Origin of the sequence: Psychrobacillus psychrodurans, from assembly GCF_050209195.1 — a bacterium.
GTDB lineage: Bacteria > Bacillota > Bacilli > Bacillales_A > Planococcaceae > Psychrobacillus > Psychrobacillus psychrodurans.
In genome coordinates this window covers 2,341,623-2,358,022 of the sequence record NZ_CP189791.1, presented here as the reverse complement: position 1 = coordinate 2,358,022, position 16,400 = coordinate 2,341,623, and the positions used below count along the sequence as shown (strand labels likewise).

Genomic DNA, 16,400 nt, shown 5'->3' with positions numbered 1-16,400 from the left:
TTTTTGAGATTGTTGAAACAAAACCCTATCATTGTCGTCTATTTGTAGTATATTCTCTTATATTGAAGGAGGAATTTACATGCCAGAAAAGAATACGAAATTTGACACGCGTTTGGATCAACGAAATCATAAGAGAAAAAAGAACAACATTTTAAATATACTTATAGGAATAGTAATTCTCCTTATCATCGTAGTGACTGTAAATCTTGTTACAGGTGATAACGAGAAAGAAAGTGCTACAACTAACACAAAAACTGAACAAGAAGAAAATACTGAGAATGAATCGAAAGAGCAAGAGAAAGACAAAGAATCTGAAGTAGTAGTAGGGAATAGTACTGGCTCCACTGATTCTACTTCGTCAAGTGAAGAAACAACAACAGAGACAGAAGAGAATGAAAGCACTGAAACGGAAGAAAATCAAGGTGGTACTGTAACTACGGAGCCATCAGACGAAACCAATGTCGATTCTGTTGTAATAGATTCAGGATGGCAGCCTGTAGGGACAGAGCAATCAGGAAATCATGTTTCTAGTTACGACAATTCATCTGTTGACTGGGATGAAAAAGTTAAGGCATTAGCGTATGCTGCTAATTTAGATACATCCAATATGTATGTAAAGTTTATCGGTAATGGTGGAAGCCCGCAAAAATCCATTGGAACTGTCACTTCTAAGGATGGAAGTGAAATTTATCGTATCTCCCTAGAATGGGTCGATGGTGAAGGCTGGAAACCAACTAAAAAAGAAATACTTAAAACATTAGAATAGAGCTCTGAATATATGTAAAAAGAAAAGCTTCTTGACTTAAGAAGCTTTTTTCCTTATTTTTAAAGAAGTGCATTTTAGAGAGGGGCAATAAACAATGAAAATAGCAGTTATTGGTGCAATGGAAGAAGAAGTAGAGCTTCTGAGAAACGAAATAGAAAATCCTGAAACAAAGACAATCGCAAACAGTGAATTTACAAGTGGGACATACAAGAATCATGAAATTGTTTTATTGAGAAGTGGAATAGGGAAAGTGAATGCCGCAATGACCACTTCCATATTATTAAGTGAATACAAACCTGATTATGTCATTAACACTGGTTCGGCAGGTGGCTATGATCCAAATCTAGAAGTAGGAGCCATCGTAATTTCACATGAAGTAAGATACCATGATGTGGATGTAACCGCTTTTGGCTATGAAATTGGTCAAGTACCACAGCTTCCAGCATCATTTAAAGCAGACGAGCAATTAATGAAATTAGCAGAGGATGCTGTACATGAAATTGGCGAACACCAAGCTGCAACTGGTTTAATCGCTACGGGTGATATCTTTATGCATGATCCTGCAAAAGTAGAACAGGTACGTATTCATTTTCCACAAATGAAAGCTTGTGAAATGGAAGCAGCTGCAGTTGCACAAGTTTGCCATCAATTTGAGGTTCCTTTTGTTGTAATCCGTGCACTTTCTGATATTGCTGGAAAAGAGTCTTCTATCAGTTTCGATGAGTTTTTGCCAATTGCTGCAAAACATTCAACACAAGTAGTCTTAAATGTAATTGAAAAACTATAGGTTGTCATTAAATTGCCATACTGAGTAGTTTGACACATATTAATAATTCTCCTATTATGTGCTATGATAAAGTCATCAAGCGCTTTCAATGTTAGAGGGGGAGATCCAATGTTATTTATAATGGCGATGTCAGTTTTAGTTACAGCGGTTTTAGCATTTATCATGATCGCAGAGACAAGTGAAGATTGATCCTACCTAAGCTCTTTTGGTGTTTGATACATCAAAAGAGTTTTTTTCATGTATATAGGATTGATACAGTTTTACTAATGCGCGTTTTTCAATCCGAGAAACGTAACTTCTAGATATTTTTAGTTGCTTAGAAATATCTTTTTGAGTCATTGGTTCATGACCAAGTAATCCATATCTTCGGATGATAATTTCGAGTTCTCTGCTTTCAAGTTGTGACAAATGTCTATATAAGTTATTTGTATCCTCTTCTTCTACTAGCTGTTCATCTGTGCTTTTATCGATACCTGGAAGCAGGTCTGTAATCTCTAAAGAGTGACCATCCTTATCCATACCAATTGGCTCATGTAGGGAAACATCTTTTTGTACCTTCTTTAATGATCGTAAATACATTAATATTTCATTTTCAATACATCTGGCAGCATAAGTGGCTAGTTTAGTTTTCTTCGTCGGGGTATAGCTGTTGACAGCCTTCATCAGACCAATTGTACCGATAGAGATATAATCATCTAATAGTTCATGTTTTGGGTGGAATTTCTTTACAACATGAGCAACCAATCGCATATTTCGTTCAATTAGTTCGTCGCGAGCAGATAAATCGCCTCCTAAAAAACGATCTATCATGACTTTTTCTTCTTCCGGACTGAAGGGTTGATGAAATGCCTGGCCTTTCAAATAACCAAGCACGAGAGGGAATTCTACAAAGATGCTTATAAAGGCAGTCATTATACCTGTAATGAGGTTCACCTCCATCTAGTTGTTAGTCTAATGTATGTCGAAAGCTGGCGAAATATGAAAAAAGCGACCGCAAATTCGCAGCCGCTTTTCTTTAAATTTAACAGGTATATACTTTTTAAGTCATTTGCTGTCTAGCTCCAGCGCCTAGCCCTTCGAGTCTCTTCAGAATTTCGGGGCCGCACGATGCGGGTCAGTCAGTCGCTGTGACACGATGTCACGAATTTAGACTGACTTCCTTTGCAAAAGACGCCTTTACGTGAAATTCTTCCATCGCTTGCTCCTGTGCAAAGCTCGTTACAGAAGAACGTTGTCAGGGCTAACATAGGCGCCTAAGCATTTCGTCATTAAACTTTTCTTAGTGTAAATGTACTGATCATTAGTAATGCGAGAATTATGAACAAAAACATGTACGAAACAGATGGTATATATTCTATCGCAAAATAAGACAGGGTTAAAATCACACCAGCAACAGTAATTGGTAGACCTGTAAAAAAACCATTCGGTTCAGATATATTAAATCGTGCAAGCCTGAAAGCACCACATGCTATATAGATGACTGTTATAATCATTCCAGTAACACTAAACTCTTGTAGTACCAATGAATACATCAGTAATGCAGGAGCTATCCCGAATGAAATAATATCGCTCATGGAATCTAGTTGTTTGCCTAATTCGGATTCAAGGTGAAATTTTCTTGCTACAATTCCATCAAATCTGTCTAAAAGGCCAGCTATAAATATAAATAATACACTGAACGTGTAATTTTCATTCATCGTTGCCATGATGGCTGCACCACCAAATGCAAGGTTGCCTATGGTGACCATATTCGCCGCATGTGATTTCAATTTTTTTACTGTTTGATACATCGCATTTAGTAAAAACATTGCAAATCACTCCTTTACAAATAACATATTTGTTCATTATACTTCGATTAAGTAAAAATAGTAAGTTTAATTTTTTCTAGGGAGCTAAAAAATGAGAGAAAGATTATATCAAACCATGATTGAATTAACCAATGGAAAATGGTCTTCGTCACTAATCCGAAGCTTTACACAGTCCAAAATAAGCAAACATATGATTCCCTCTTATATTAAATATTTTAATATATCAACTCAAGATATGATACAAAAAAGCAATGATTTTACTACTTTACATGACTTTTTTATTCGAAAGGTTAAAGAGGATAGCCGTCCGATTGATAAGGGAACTACTAGCATTATAAGCCCTGTCGATGCTACAATAGAAACTTTTGGGGATATTACAGAGGATGGACTCTTTTATGTAAAACAGAAAACCTACACTTTACAGGATATGCTAGGTTCAGAAAAAATAGCTTCATCCTTTCAAAATGGAAAATATATTGTTTTATATTTAAGTCCAGCAGAATATCATCGAATCCATTCTCCAGTTGATGGGAAAATACTACGACAATATATTCTTGGTGAAAAATCGTATCCAGTCAATAAATGGGGTCTTCAATTTGGAAAACAAACAATAAGTGGTAACTACCGAATGCTTACGGAACTCGAAATGCCAAATGAAAAAAAATGTATACATATAAAAGTAGGAGCAATGTTTGTAAATTCGATTGAGCTTACGAATAATTCTACTGTATGGAATAAAGGAGAAGAGGTCGGGTATTTCTCCTTTGGATCGACTGTCGTCATGCTATTCGAAGCGGATAGTGTGGAGTTCTCAAGTAAAGTTCACCCTGGTAAATTTGTCCGAATGGGTGAGAATGTAGCAAATATGCTATAATCATAAATAGAAAATGCCTCGAATTGGAGTGTTCGTCTTTGTATTCAAATTTTATACCTAGTGAATTTGTAAGAAGTGTCCATCATATAACACCTGAATTGCTAAAAGATAAAGGGATTAAGGCAATTATTACAGATTTGGATAACACATTAGTTGAATGGGATCGACCAGAAGCTACCCCTAAATTAATCGAGTGGTTCGCAAGTATTAAAGCTGCTGGGATCCAAGTAACCATTGTTTCTAATAACAATGAACTTCGAGTTAAATCCTTTGCAGACCCTCTTGGAATTCCATTTATATTTAAAGCGCGTAAACCACTTGGAAAAGCATTTCTCCAAGCTTTAAGCATTATGTCGGTAAAACGAGAAGAAGTAGTAGTGATTGGTGATCAGCTACTAACCGATGTATTTGGCGGTAACAGATTAAAACTTCATACGATTTTAGTCATTCCAGTTGCAAAGTCAGATGGATTTGTGACCAAATTTAATCGTATGGTGGAACGAAGAATTTTTAGTTACTTAGACAAAAAAGGACAAGTTACATGGGAGGAAGAAGCGTGACAGAAGCACCAAAATGTATCGGTTGTGGTACAACAATTCAAACAGAAAAAGTTGGAGAGCCAGGTTATGCGCCAGTTTCCTCTTTAGAAAAAGAAGATATTATATGTCAGCGTTGTTTCCGCTTGAAGAATTACAATGAATTACAACCAGTTTCATTGACAGATGATGATTTTCTACGAATTTTAAATAGCTTAGGCACGCAAAAAGGGTTAATAGTTAAAATAGTTGATATCTTTGATTTTAATGGTAGTTGGTTACCTGGTTTGCATCGTTTTGTCGGCAACAACCCTATTTTGTTGATTGCTAATAAAGCAGACTTACTACCGAAATCAGTGAAAAAAAATAAAGTCATTAATTGGATGAAGCAAGAAGCTAAAAAACTTGGTTTGTCTCCAATAGACGTATTATTTGTTAGTGCACATAAAGGGACAGGTATGCCAGAAGCGATGGAAGCAATTGAGCATTATAGAAAAGGCGAAAATGTTTATGTGGTTGGTTGTACAAATGTTGGAAAGTCTACATTTATTAACCGTATTATTAAACAAGCAACTGGAGAAGATGCGATTATTACTACTTCACATTTCCCTGGTACTACATTAGATATGATTGAAATTCCATTAGACGATAAAAAATCATTATTTGACACTCCTGGAATTATTAATCACCATCAAATGGCGCATTATTTAGATCCAACGGAATTGAAATATATAACACCAAAAAAAGAAATTAAACCGAAAGTATTTCAGTTAAATAGTGAACAAACATTATATCTTGGTGGTTTATCTCGTTTTGACTTTATTAAAGGTGAACGTGCAGCTTTTACTTGTCATATAGCAAATGATATTCCAATTCACCGCACAAAATTAGAGAATGCGGATAATTTATATAAAGAACATAAAGGTAAATTATTATCTCCACCTAGCGAAGAGTTTGCGGATCTATTACCACCTTTAGTTCGTCATGAATTTAAAATTAAAGATGATAAAACAGATATCGTATTTTCTGGATTAGGGTGGATCACTGTACAGCGTGGAGGAGTAATTGTAGCAGCACATGCTCCAGCGGGTGTAGAAATTTCTATTCGTCCATCGTTAATATAGGAGGGATATATTGAAAAAATGGTTTGCTGTGATAGGAAATCCAATATCCCATTCCTTATCACCTGAAATGCACGAGACATGGTTAAAACAAATGAATGTTGATGCAACTTATATCCCTATACATGTTGAACTAGATCATCTTGAGCAAGCAGTAGAATCGTTAAAGCTTCTAGGATGTAGTGGCTGGAATGTGACTGTTCCATTTAAAGAAGCGATTATTCCTTATCTTGATGAAGTGGACGATTCTGCAAAAGGAATTGGAGCAGTAAATACAGTTGTGAAAACATTGGACAACAAATATGTTGGGTATAATACCGATGGATTGGGTTTTATCAACTCCCTTGGCGGTATTTTACCTGAATACAACATATTGATAATTGGAGCAGGAGGAGCTGCACGTGGTATAGCTCATGCTCTCAAAAAACAAGGTTTTACACATCTGACAATAGCGAATAGAACGGTAGAAAAGGCAAGAATATTAGTGGAGGAACTAAAGGTAGGACAGGCAGTTACTCTTGAGGTAGCTGAAAATACATTGATCAAGTTTGATGTCATCGTCCAAACAACGCCATTAGGTATGAAAAATAGCGATGCATCATTGCCAATTCAGTTACATCAGTTAAAAGAGAATGCAATTGTTGCAGATATCGTATATAATCCTTTAGTCACCCCTTTAATAGAGGAAGCGAAGAAATACAATGTTCGAACAATTAATGGTCTAGGGATGCTTGTACATCAAGGCGCACTAGCCTTTTCATATTGGAATGGAGTTAATCCTGATACTGATGGGATGATCCAACAATTGATAGATCAATTAGGAGGAAATTATGTTAACAGGTAAACAAAAAAGATTTTTACGTAGTCAAGCACACAATCTATCTCCGATTTTCCAAGTCGGTAAAGGTGGAGTAAATGATGCGATGATTAAACAAATCGGAGAAGCACTTGAAGTTCGAGAATTAATCAAAATTAGTATTTTACAAAATTGTGAAGACGATAAGCATGAAGTTGCAGAGGCTCTTGCAAAAGGTACGAGATCAGAGTTAGTGCAACTAATCGGTTTAACAGTAGTACTGTACAAACCGTCTAAAAATAATAAACGAATCGAGCTTCCAAAAGCGAGTCGTGCATGAGAAAAAAAGTAGGGATTTTAGGTGGGACTTTTAACCCGCCGCATATTGGTCATTTGATAATTGCAAATGAAGTACTACATGCGTTGAAATTAGACGAAGTGCGTTTAATGCCAAATGCTAACCCTCCTCATAAAGAAATAAAAAATAGAGTTACAGCAGCACAACGACTGACTATGGTGGAATTATCTATAAGAGAGATTCCCATGTTGAAAATAGAAACGATTGAAATTGAGCAGGGAGGAACTTCATACACTTTTGATACGATGGAGCTACTTAGAAAACGTGAACCGCTAACTGATTTTTACTTTATTATCGGTGGAGATCAGGTAGAAGATCTACCTAAGTGGTATAGAATCGAAGAACTTATACAAAATGTGCATTTAGTAGGAGTTTCTAGACCAAATAAATTGCTCAAAACTGCATATCCTATAGTAACTTTAGATATACCTCAAATCGATTTATCTTCTACTACCATTCGAAATCGAATAACAAACGGAGAAACTACTCAGTTTCTTATTAGTGATGATGTTCGTGACTTTATCCGAAAGGAGAAGCTATATGAAACATGAACATTTACTTGCGCAGATGAAAAATCGGATGCCCGAAAAGCGATTTATACATACAAAAGGTGTAGCTGAAACAGCTATTACACTGGCTAAAATGTATGGAGAAGATTTTGAAAAAGCAGAGATTGCGGGAATTTTGCATGATAGTGTAAAGTATGCCAATCAAGAATGGCTAAGATCCATAATTGTTTCAGAAAAAATGAATCCATTATTATTGAATTTTAATCATGAATTATGGCATGCTCCTGTTGGTAGTTATGTAGCGAGAACAGAATTTCAAATCTCGGATCAGGATATTTTGCAAGCTATCGAGTTTCATACAACGGGTCGAGCTGGCATGTCGAAACTTGAAAAGATCATTTATGTTTCTGATATGATAGAGCCTAGTCGGAAATTTTCAGGAGTCGAACTTTTACGTGAAAAAGCAAAGGTCGATTTAGAAGATGCTATGACAAGTTGTATAAGGCATAGTATTTCATTTTTAATAGAAAAAAAACAACCGGTATTTCCGGATTCATTTCATTGTTACAATGATATGATACAACAGAGAGGAACAGTGAAAGAATGACATCTTCAAATTCATTAGTAGAAATCGCTTATAAAGCAGCGGACGATAAAAGAGCAGAGGATATTGTAGTATTAAATATGCAGGGGGTTTCATTACTTGCTGATTACTTTTTAATCTGCCATGCAAACTCGGATCGCCAGGTTCAAGCAATAGCAAAAGAACTGGAGGACCAAGCCTTCAAAGCAGGTTTTAATGTGAAAAGATTAGAAGGTTTCGATGAAGCAAGATGGATTTTAGTTGATATGGGTGACGTCGTAGCACATGTATTTCACAAGGATGAGCGTGCTTATTATAATTTAGAGAGACTTTGGGGAGACGCACCAATGATTCAAGTTGGGCTAGATGCTTAATGTCCACGTATGAACAATTTGCATATATTTATGATTCATTAATGTCAGACATACCATATAACAAATATGCGGAATGGGTACAACAGTATGCACCTGTCACTAGATCAAAAAAACTAGTCGATATTGGCTGTGGTACAGGAGTTCTCAGCAACCATTTTGCAAAAGCGGGGTATGAGGTAACAGGTGTAGATTTATCCGATTCTATGCTTACAGTAGCTCAAAATCGAAGCTTTGAAAATGGAACGAATATTTCTTTTATATGTCAATCAATGGCAGATCTTGAAGGTGTAAATGAGGTAGATGTAGCGGTTATTGCTATAGATTCTATAAACTATCTAGAGACGTTAGAAGAAGTTGAGCAGACATTCAAACGCTTGTTTGAAGCTTTAAATCCAAGTGGACAGTTATTTTTTGATGTCCATTCTCTTTATAAGATGGATGTTATATACCCAAGTGGACCTTTTACGTATGAAGATGAGGAAGTAGCTTATATTTGGCATACAGAATCAGGGGAAGAAAATCATTCAATTTACCACGATATAACTTTTTTTGTACGTGATGAATCAGGTTATTATGAACGATTTGAAGAATCCCATTACCAACGTACGTATTCTGTGGAAACATTCAAGACTCTTCTAGAAACAGTAGGCTTTTCTTCCGTGAATGTCCGTGATGATATTTTTGGAAAGCCTATAGGAGAAGTGGATAGATGGTTTATCCATGCTGTAAAATAAGGAATACTGGGTGAAAGACGTATCAGTCATCTAGGGTCCAAACCTGTTTCTATCGTTTAGAAGATGTTTGGACATACATTTTGCTATATTTATATCGAGTGAATTTTTAGGGATGCTTGTTAGTGTGACGACAGTCACAACCAACAAGCATCTTTTTTAGTCGTCTTAAAATAACCCTTTTCATCTACACGTAAATTTAGTATAGTTTTTATAACTCCATATAATTTACCTCTTATGAAAGAGGCTGATGATTCTGATTCAACAGTTCGTCCAGAAATATAAGAAAAAGCTATTACTCCCAGTAGTAGTAATAGGAATAATACTGTTCATCAGTATTCAATCCTTTCTAAAATCGGCTACCCCCAAAGCTGATTCAATCCCAACTATCCCACTAAAAGAAAATTTTCCAGAAGAAATAATTGAATATGTAGAAACTCCCCTTGTTTTTGTGGAAGTAAAAGGTGCTGTAATGAAACCGGGTGTTTATGAACTTTTGGAAGGAGATCGTGTATTAAATGCGATTGAAATGGCTGGTGGCTATTTAGAGTCTAGTAACTCAAAACATATTAATCATGCAGAGCGTGTGAAAGATGAGATGGTAATCTATGTTCCTGAAGAGGGCGAAGAAGTAGAAGAAGTGCTGTTACCTACTAGCAGTTCACAATCGTCGTTAGTAAATATAAATAATGCTGATTCTACAGTTTTGTCTACTTTACCAGGCATTGGAGCAGCTAAAGCCGAGGCAATTATTTCTCATCGCGAGCAATCTGGAGCCTTCAAAGAAAAACAAGATTTAATGAAAGTAACTGGTATTGGACAAAAAACATATGAGAAACTGGAACCATTAATATCCGTAAAATAACAAACGAATTATTGAAGTTTCTTACACAAACTACTACACTTAGATAAACGTATATTTTGGAGGTAATTATATGGAGAGAATAACATGGGATCAATTTTTCTTGGCTCAGAGCCATTTACTTGCACTTAGAAGCACATGTACACGTCTTGCAGTTGGCGCTACGATTGTGCGTGATCGCCGAATTATGGCAGGAGGATATAATGGGTCTATCTCAGGTGGTGACCATTGTATTGATCATGGATGTTATGTCGTAGATAACCATTGTGTGAGAACTATACATGCAGAGATGAATGCTCTTTTACAATGTGCTAAATACGGGATTACAGTGAGTGGTGCTGACCTGTATGTAACTCATTTCCCATGCTTACCGTGTACGAAATCAATCATTCAAGCTGGGATTAGTCGTCTGTACTATGCTCAAGACTATAAAAACAACTCTTATGCTATTGAATTGTTAAATAAGGCGGGAGTCGAAGTAATGCATGTGCCTTTCGATGAACGAAAGATAGATTTCTTGAGTGATGAAAAAGTTGCGTTGTACACAGAACTAATATCAAAGCTGAGAGAAAAAGGAGCAAGTGTTGAAGAATTAGCACCATATGAAATGAAGGTGGCAGAACTATTTGGATTAACAACATCCGCGGAAATTTAATATATATCGCTATAGCAGTTATAGTAGGTGTAATAGCAGCTTACGAATCTACCATTATCCTGTTCTTCTTGTTTGTAATTCTTTTTTTGCTTTTATATAAACAGTTTTCAGTGTCATTTATAGTAATTACTTTATGTTTAGGGATTAGTTGCTATTTTTATACTTTGCAGAGAATGCCAATTCCTTCACTAGCTCAAAATGTCACCCAAATTACTTGGACAGACACATATCGTATTAATGGAAGCACTCTACGTGGTTTTGCTATATCAGAGAACAAGGATAAGTGGTATGTTCAATTAAAACTGGAAAGTGAACAACATATGGAAGCGTTCAAAGAACATTCCCTTGCAGGAATAACTATGAATATACGCTTGGAAGAAACTTCTAATGGACCAAAATCACATATGTATGCATTTAATATGGAAAATTATTTAAAAAGTAATGGCTCTGTCGGACAACTTCAAGTTACTCAGTATGAGCTCATTGGAAAAAATACAGATTTTATAACTTTTATGGCAGGGCAGCGTTTTAAGGTGAAACAGCATATACGGGATCACTTTCCATTATCGCTCCAAGCGGAGGCAGAAGCACTTTTAATAGGTAGTAGGGAGCAAATGCCTTCCGATATGCAAAGTGCCTACCAGACACTCGGTATAACGCATCTATTTGCTATTTCTGGTCTACATGTTGCGCTCGTCGTTTGGTTAATTTATGAAATAATGATTCGTTTAGGTGTAAGAAGGGAAACCGCAAACTGGTTGTTAATAATTGCACTACCTTTATATGCTTTGCTTGCTGGAGGGGCACCTTCCGTATGGAGATCTGTTTCTGTAACAGAGATTGTTTTAATCTCAACACTTTTTCAAAGAAAAATACCAATAGCAGACGCTTTTTCATTAAGTATTATGGGATTTGTCTTTCTAACACCTTGGATTATATTCCAAATTGGTTTTCAACTCTCCTATTTAGCTGCATTTTCACTTATTTATTCCTCGATTTTATTAAAATCAACTCATTCCTATTTATTACAATCGTTTATTCTAACTGCAGTTTGTCAAGTTATTGTTTATCCTATTCTTCTCTATCACTTTTATGAAATTTCTATTTCTTCTTTCCTCGCAAATTTAATATTTGTTCCCTTATTTACGTTTTTCGTTTTACCTCTTAATCTTTTGTTTCTGTTGCTAACATTTGTAGTGCCTTCTATCTCTGAAGCTTTGTTTCTCGTGTATGAACCTATTCGAGGTCTAATTGATATTCTCATACTAAAGTTAGGTACATTACCATACCAGATGTGGAATCCTATGAGGCCGGAGAACTGGATGATACTTCTTGCCTACACTAGCGTGATTACAATATTTATCTCCATAGAGAGAAAAAAGAAGGTATTTGGATGTACCCTTTATTTCTTAATCACTCTGTTAGTTATTCAATTAGCTCCTCTTACGGATTCTTCAACCCGAATTACCTTTGTAAATGTTGGACAAGGTGATTGTATACTAATTGAAATGCCTTACCGCAAACAAGTAATAATGATAGATACAGGTGGATTGCTAAGGTTCGATCAAGAAACTTGGAAACAAATAAATGAGCCTTACGAAATTGGTAGACAGGTTGTTTTACCTTTGTTAAAAGGAAAGGGTATAAAAGCAATCGATATACTTATCATTACCCATGCAGATGCTGATCATATGGAAGGTGCAGAAGAAGTTCTAAGAGGAGTAAAAGTAAAGGAAATTCATATTACTCCTGGCTCTTGGGAGAAAGAAGTAATGGATGATTTAAGGGTGGAGATTGATAAGCAACGAATCCCAGTTTATGAAAAGATTGCTGGGGACATTATCTTATCAGGTTACTATCATTTTCAATACTTATATCCAATGGATGAAATATATGAGGGGAATAATGATTCTCTTGTATTATCTATGAGAAATAAAAATTTTCATGGATTATTCATTGGAGATTTAGAGGAACGAGGTGAGTTAGATCTAGTGGAGTATTATTCACGAGCAATACAACAAATTGATGTGTTGAAAGTAGGTCATCATGGCAGTAAAACCTCTAGCACTGAGCAGTTTTTGAATTTGGTTCAGCCTAGTGTAGCGATAATACAAGCAGGCTTTGAAAATCGCTATGGTCATCCACATCCAGAGGTGGTCGAGCGTCTAGAAGAATTGCGAATTCCTTATTTACAGACAGGGACGGATGGTACTATTGAAGTCGAGATTAATAAAAGTGGGGATATGACTGTTACAATTCCATAAGTATTTAAAGGACAAAGGCTTAGTAAGCCATATTGTGTGGTCACGTCTTCGTGACTAACATCCTGTGGACAAAGGAGAATGAAGCTGTGCCTCGGATGTATAGAATGTTTCCGCTTGCAAATTATATTAGCTTCGAAATATGAAAGTGCAGTGAAAAAAGGGTTTTACCTCCACGAGGCAAAACCCTTTTAGTTTTCAATCAGTACGATTGAAGAATATCTCACTAATTGAATTTTCATTTTATCGAGCTACGAACTCAATAACGGTTGCAATGACAAACATTATTGCAAAAAAACCAAAGGAGACTACAAAACCTACACCAGAGTCGATCGCGTCGTTACGTTTCGACTGGACATTTTGTTCAAACTCATTCATTGTTACCCCTCCTATTTCCACCTAATTATAAAGGATTGCCTATAAAAAATCTATATACAAACTTTTCTTTTTCTAGTAAGGCATATAATGTCACAATTTATACACGTATTTACGATATAATGAAATATAACTATACATAGCAAGGAGCACTTAACATGATTTCAGAAAAGTGGATGCAGATATCTAATAATAACATTTCTTCTGTGTATTTATTATATGGAAATGAAGCATATTTTATCGAAGAAACATTAAAAAGAATTAAAAGACAATTAAATGATCAAGGGGAATTAGAAGTTATCACCTTCGATATGGAGGAAAGTAAAGTAGACGAGGTTATGTATGAGGCAGATACTATTCCTTTTTTTTCAGATAAGAAACTGGTTATAGCAAAAAATGCATTCTTTTTAAAAGCGACTGAAAAGGGAAAAGAAAAAATAATCCATGATACGGTTAGTCTAGAAGAGTGGTTGAAATCTCCTTCACCATCAGCAATCACTGTTTTTATAGCACCTTATGAAAAACTAGACGAACGTAAGAAAATTACAAAAGCTATGAAACAGACAGCCAATGTTATTGAGTCAGTTAGCTTACAGGTCCATGATTTAAAGGGATGGATTTTACATGAACTTTCTACACATGGGAAAACGATGTCTGATGAGTCTATAGATTGCCTTATTGAACTTGGTGGAACGGATCTTGTTCATCTGCAGACAGAGTTAGCGAAAATAGCAACTTTCGTTGGCGAAGAGCAAGAAATCGATAGTGACACAATAAAGAAGTTGCTTGTACGTACACTAGAGCAGGATGTTTTTACATTAGGAAATGCTTATCTTTCGGGGCATAAAAGTGAAGCGATTGAAATTTATCACGATTTATTGAAGAGAAAAGAGGATCCATTAAAGCTAAATGCTTTAATAGCAACACAAGTTAGATTAATGGTCCAGGTAAGCCACTTAAAGAAAAAAGGCTATCATGCTCAGCAAATTGCCAATCAGCTTAAGGTCCATCCATATCGAGTAAAGTTATTAATAGATCACCCTATGCTTCACAATGAACAAAAACTGCTGCAAACATTGAATGATCTTGCGACAGTCGATTTACAGTTAAAAACACTAAATATAAATCGAGATAGAATTTTAGAGATGTTTTTGCTGAAGTAAGGGGCTTAATCGTTATTAAGTTCACTCTATATTATTTGGATTTAAGTAATGTCTATCCACCAATAAATAAGTGATTAAATAGATTGTTTTTCCAAGTTATTGTCTGTTAAGCAGAAATTTCTAGTCACTTCATTTTGTGATTGCGTTTTTACGGGCATTTATGTTAATAACAGGATTCCAAGATATGTTCATGATTCTTTCTTTAAATCCTACTCTTTATAGCCGATCTGATATTCTGTGTTACAACCTAAAAGTAATAAATCAACGGGAAACCATTTTGTACAAAAGTTTTTTAAAAAATGGTTTCTTTTTTGTGAAGTAAAAAATGCTTTTACCGAATTTCCACCATGCCCTTAAGAGGAAAACTATTTTTTGAAAAAAATAAAGACTATCCGAAATAATCGGATAGTCTTTTTTTATTACGCTTTTTTCATTAATTGAGACTTCTTACGAGAAGCTGCGTTTTTATGAATTAATCCTTTTGAAGCTGCTTTTTCAAGTTGTTGAATAGCAGTTTTAATAAGATCTTTTGCGTTTTCGTCGTTATTAAGAGCAGCAGTATCAGCTTTTTTCACAGCAGTACGCATTGCTGATTTTGCTTTTGCGTTTTGAGTGTTTAATCTCTCATTTGTCTTAACACGTTTAATAGCAGATTTAATGTTTGGCATACCTTTCACCTCCTAATAAGGTCTGAGATGATACATTTCTTTCTAATACAACAAGCATTATTTTAACAAACACAAAAACAAATTGCAATATATAAATGCAAAGAATATTTACTTGACACATCGACCACACTAAATAAGAGGTGATATTATGTGGGGAAGAACTGATTTATTAGATGAATCAGATGAAATGGTAAAGCATCGTACAGGCGAGGAGAAAAATAAACTTAAAAACTCCGAAGGAATTACATTCGAAGAAAATCGTGAAGGTGCAGTACTTGTGACATCAATTGAAGTCAATGAAGAAGGAGAAAAGAAATTAGGAAAGAAAAAAGGTAAATATATTACTTTAACGGATTTGACGGTGAGTCCGGACCAAGAGGATAGTTTCAAACCCTTAGAAAAAATATTTATCGAAAAACTAAGAGAGATGCATCATGATTTAAATCTATCGAAAGACTCAAAAATATTAATCATTGGATTAGGTAATGCAACTATAACTCCTGATGCCATTGGTCCAAAGGCGATTGAATATTTACAAAGTTCTTCATTGACTGAAAGTGCTGAACGGGTAAAAGTGGTGATGTATGCACCAGGGGTAACTGGACAAACAGGTTTTGAGACAAGTGATTTTGTAGAAGCAATTAGTAAAGCATATAAACCAGATCTAATTATTGTGTTAGATGCTTTAGCAGCTAGAAATAGCGAACGCCTATGTAAAACTATTCAGCTGACAAATACAGGAATACATCCAGGATCAGGTGTAGGAAATCAACGAAAAGAAATATCGGAAGAAGTATATGGAGTGCCAGTAACAGCTATTGGTATTCCGATGGTTGTGGATGGACCAGTTTTATATGCTGATGCAATGGAGCAAGTCATTCATTATATTGCTTCTAAGGTGGAGGAAAAAGGGCGACCTTCCTCTGCATTAGCGGTAACACCGATGGTTTCTAATAAAAAACCGAACATCGACAAATCTGTACTTCAACCAATTTTTGGAGAATGGGTTACGTGGTCTACGGAAGAAAAAAGAAAGTTGTTTGAAGAAGTATTTGTCGGTAAAAACCCATCCCTATTTGTAACCCCTAAAGAAACGGATGCTTGGGTTGAACACTATGCATATATATTGTCTAATGGGATAGAAAGTTGGATTACAACTAGATAAAGTGTTCT

At 35.5% G+C, this 16,400-nt stretch carries 20 protein-coding genes; 16 read left to right on the top strand and 4 right to left on the bottom strand.

The features are described 5' to 3' along the window. Positions 1–79 precede the first annotated feature (79 nt). Positions 80–766, top strand: a complete 687-nt coding sequence (locus tag ACQCPR_RS11400) for a YrrS family protein (protein ID WP_427137073.1) — start codon at positions 80–82, stop codon at positions 764–766. A gap of 94 nt (positions 767–860) precedes the next feature. Beyond that, the gene (mtnN, locus tag ACQCPR_RS11395) at positions 861–1,553 is read left to right on the top strand and encodes a 5'-methylthioadenosine/S-adenosylhomocysteine nucleosidase (protein WP_093496137.1); all 693 of its coding nucleotides are present in this window, start codon (positions 861–863) and stop codon (positions 1,551–1,553) included. A gap of 195 nt (positions 1,554–1,748) precedes the next feature. Here mtnN and sigK read toward each other — a convergent pair whose 3' ends face one another. Both sigK and pssA read right to left on the bottom strand, forming a co-directional pair. After that, positions 1,749–2,477 (bottom strand): RNA polymerase sporulation sigma factor SigK, encoded by a 729-nt coding sequence (sigK, locus tag ACQCPR_RS11390; protein WP_090564485.1) that lies wholly within the window; start codon positions 2,475–2,477, stop codon positions 1,749–1,751. A 344-nt stretch (positions 2,478–2,821) separates the two neighbouring features. Beyond that, positions 2,822–3,361: a CDP-diacylglycerol--serine O-phosphatidyltransferase gene (gene pssA, locus ACQCPR_RS11385; protein ID WP_090563892.1), complete on the bottom strand. Its 540-nt coding sequence runs from the start codon at positions 3,359–3,361 to the stop codon at positions 2,822–2,824. 91 nt (positions 3,362–3,452) lie between these two features. Between pssA and ACQCPR_RS11380 the strand changes: the two genes are divergently transcribed. The 12 genes from ACQCPR_RS11380 (at position 3,453) to ACQCPR_RS11325 (ending at position 13,024) form a co-directional block, all read left to right on the top strand. Then, positions 3,453–4,235, top strand: a complete 783-nt coding sequence (locus ACQCPR_RS11380; protein ID WP_427137072.1) for a phosphatidylserine decarboxylase — start codon at positions 3,453–3,455, stop codon at positions 4,233–4,235. A gap of 38 nt (positions 4,236–4,273) precedes the next feature. Beyond that, the gene (locus tag ACQCPR_RS11375) at positions 4,274–4,795 is read left to right on the top strand and encodes a YqeG family HAD IIIA-type phosphatase (protein ID WP_427137071.1); all 522 of its coding nucleotides are present in this window, start codon (positions 4,274–4,276) and stop codon (positions 4,793–4,795) included. After that, positions 4,792–5,895 carry a ribosome biogenesis GTPase YqeH gene (gene yqeH, locus ACQCPR_RS11370; RefSeq protein WP_269922999.1) on the top strand — a complete coding sequence of 368 codons (1,104 nt, stop codon included), beginning with the start codon at positions 4,792–4,794 and terminating at the stop codon, positions 5,893–5,895. Before ACQCPR_RS11375 ends, yqeH begins: the two co-directional genes overlap by 4 nt. A 10-nt stretch (positions 5,896–5,905) precedes the next feature. Further along, complete coding sequence (gene aroE / locus ACQCPR_RS11365; RefSeq protein WP_427137070.1) at positions 5,906–6,736, top strand: shikimate dehydrogenase; 831 nt, start codon at positions 5,906–5,908, stop codon at positions 6,734–6,736. Next, the gene (gene yhbY / locus ACQCPR_RS11360) at positions 6,723–7,028 is read left to right on the top strand and encodes a ribosome assembly RNA-binding protein YhbY (RefSeq protein ID WP_090563882.1); all 306 of its coding nucleotides are present in this window, start codon (positions 6,723–6,725) and stop codon (positions 7,026–7,028) included. Before aroE ends, yhbY begins: the two co-directional genes overlap by 14 nt. Continuing rightward, positions 7,025–7,597 carry a nicotinate-nucleotide adenylyltransferase gene (locus ACQCPR_RS11355; protein WP_427137069.1) on the top strand — a complete coding sequence of 191 codons (573 nt, stop codon included), beginning with the start codon at positions 7,025–7,027 and terminating at the stop codon, positions 7,595–7,597. Before yhbY ends, ACQCPR_RS11355 begins: the two co-directional genes overlap by 4 nt. Next, entirely contained in the window at positions 7,587–8,162 is a 576-nt protein-coding gene (gene yqeK, locus ACQCPR_RS11350) for a bis(5'-nucleosyl)-tetraphosphatase (symmetrical) YqeK (protein ID WP_093496132.1), read from the top strand. Before ACQCPR_RS11355 ends, yqeK begins: the two co-directional genes overlap by 11 nt. Next, complete coding sequence (rsfS, locus tag ACQCPR_RS11345; RefSeq protein WP_090563876.1) at positions 8,159–8,512, top strand: ribosome silencing factor; 354 nt, start codon at positions 8,159–8,161, stop codon at positions 8,510–8,512. The genes yqeK and rsfS overlap by 4 nt, the downstream gene beginning before the upstream one ends. Continuing rightward, positions 8,512–9,246, top strand: coding sequence for a class I SAM-dependent DNA methyltransferase (locus tag ACQCPR_RS11340; RefSeq protein WP_427137068.1), 735 nt, complete (start codon positions 8,512–8,514; stop codon positions 9,244–9,246). Before rsfS ends, ACQCPR_RS11340 begins: the two co-directional genes overlap by 1 nt. 247 nt (positions 9,247–9,493) lie before the next feature. After that, a complete protein-coding gene (locus ACQCPR_RS11335) occupies positions 9,494–10,108 on the top strand; it encodes a helix-hairpin-helix domain-containing protein (protein ID WP_427137067.1) in 615 nt (204 codons plus the stop codon). 70 nt (positions 10,109–10,178) lie between these two features. Continuing rightward, entirely contained in the window at positions 10,179–10,760 is a 582-nt protein-coding gene (locus ACQCPR_RS11330; protein WP_427137066.1) for a ComE operon protein 2, read from the top strand. Positions 10,761–10,933: 173 nt separating this feature from the next. Then, positions 10,934–13,024, top strand: a complete 2,091-nt coding sequence (locus ACQCPR_RS11325; RefSeq protein ID WP_427137065.1) for a DNA internalization-related competence protein ComEC/Rec2 — start codon at positions 10,934–10,936, stop codon at positions 13,022–13,024. Positions 13,025–13,264: 240 nt separating this feature from the next. On the opposite strand, the gene ACQCPR_RS11320 is transcribed toward ACQCPR_RS11325, so the two are convergent. Then, positions 13,265–13,399, bottom strand: coding sequence for a YqzM family protein (locus tag ACQCPR_RS11320; RefSeq protein WP_090563866.1), 135 nt, complete (start codon positions 13,397–13,399; stop codon positions 13,265–13,267). A 155-nt stretch (positions 13,400–13,554) separates the two neighbouring features. Here ACQCPR_RS11320 and holA point away from each other — a divergent pair, with 155 nt between their 5' ends. Then, on the top strand, positions 13,555–14,559 hold the full coding sequence (holA, locus tag ACQCPR_RS11315) for a DNA polymerase III subunit delta (RefSeq protein WP_427137064.1): 1,005 nt from the start codon (positions 13,555–13,557) through the stop codon (positions 14,557–14,559). A 419-nt stretch (positions 14,560–14,978) separates the two neighbouring features. Here holA and rpsT read toward each other — a convergent pair whose 3' ends face one another. Beyond that, positions 14,979–15,227, bottom strand: coding sequence for a 30S ribosomal protein S20 (gene rpsT, locus ACQCPR_RS11310; protein WP_090563860.1), 249 nt, complete (start codon positions 15,225–15,227; stop codon positions 14,979–14,981). Between the two features lie 148 nt (positions 15,228–15,375). Here rpsT and gpr point away from each other — a divergent pair, with 148 nt between their 5' ends. Beyond that, positions 15,376–16,392 (top strand): GPR endopeptidase, encoded by a 1,017-nt coding sequence (gpr, locus tag ACQCPR_RS11305; protein ID WP_090563858.1) that lies wholly within the window; start codon positions 15,376–15,378, stop codon positions 16,390–16,392. Positions 16,393–16,400 lie beyond the last annotated feature (8 nt).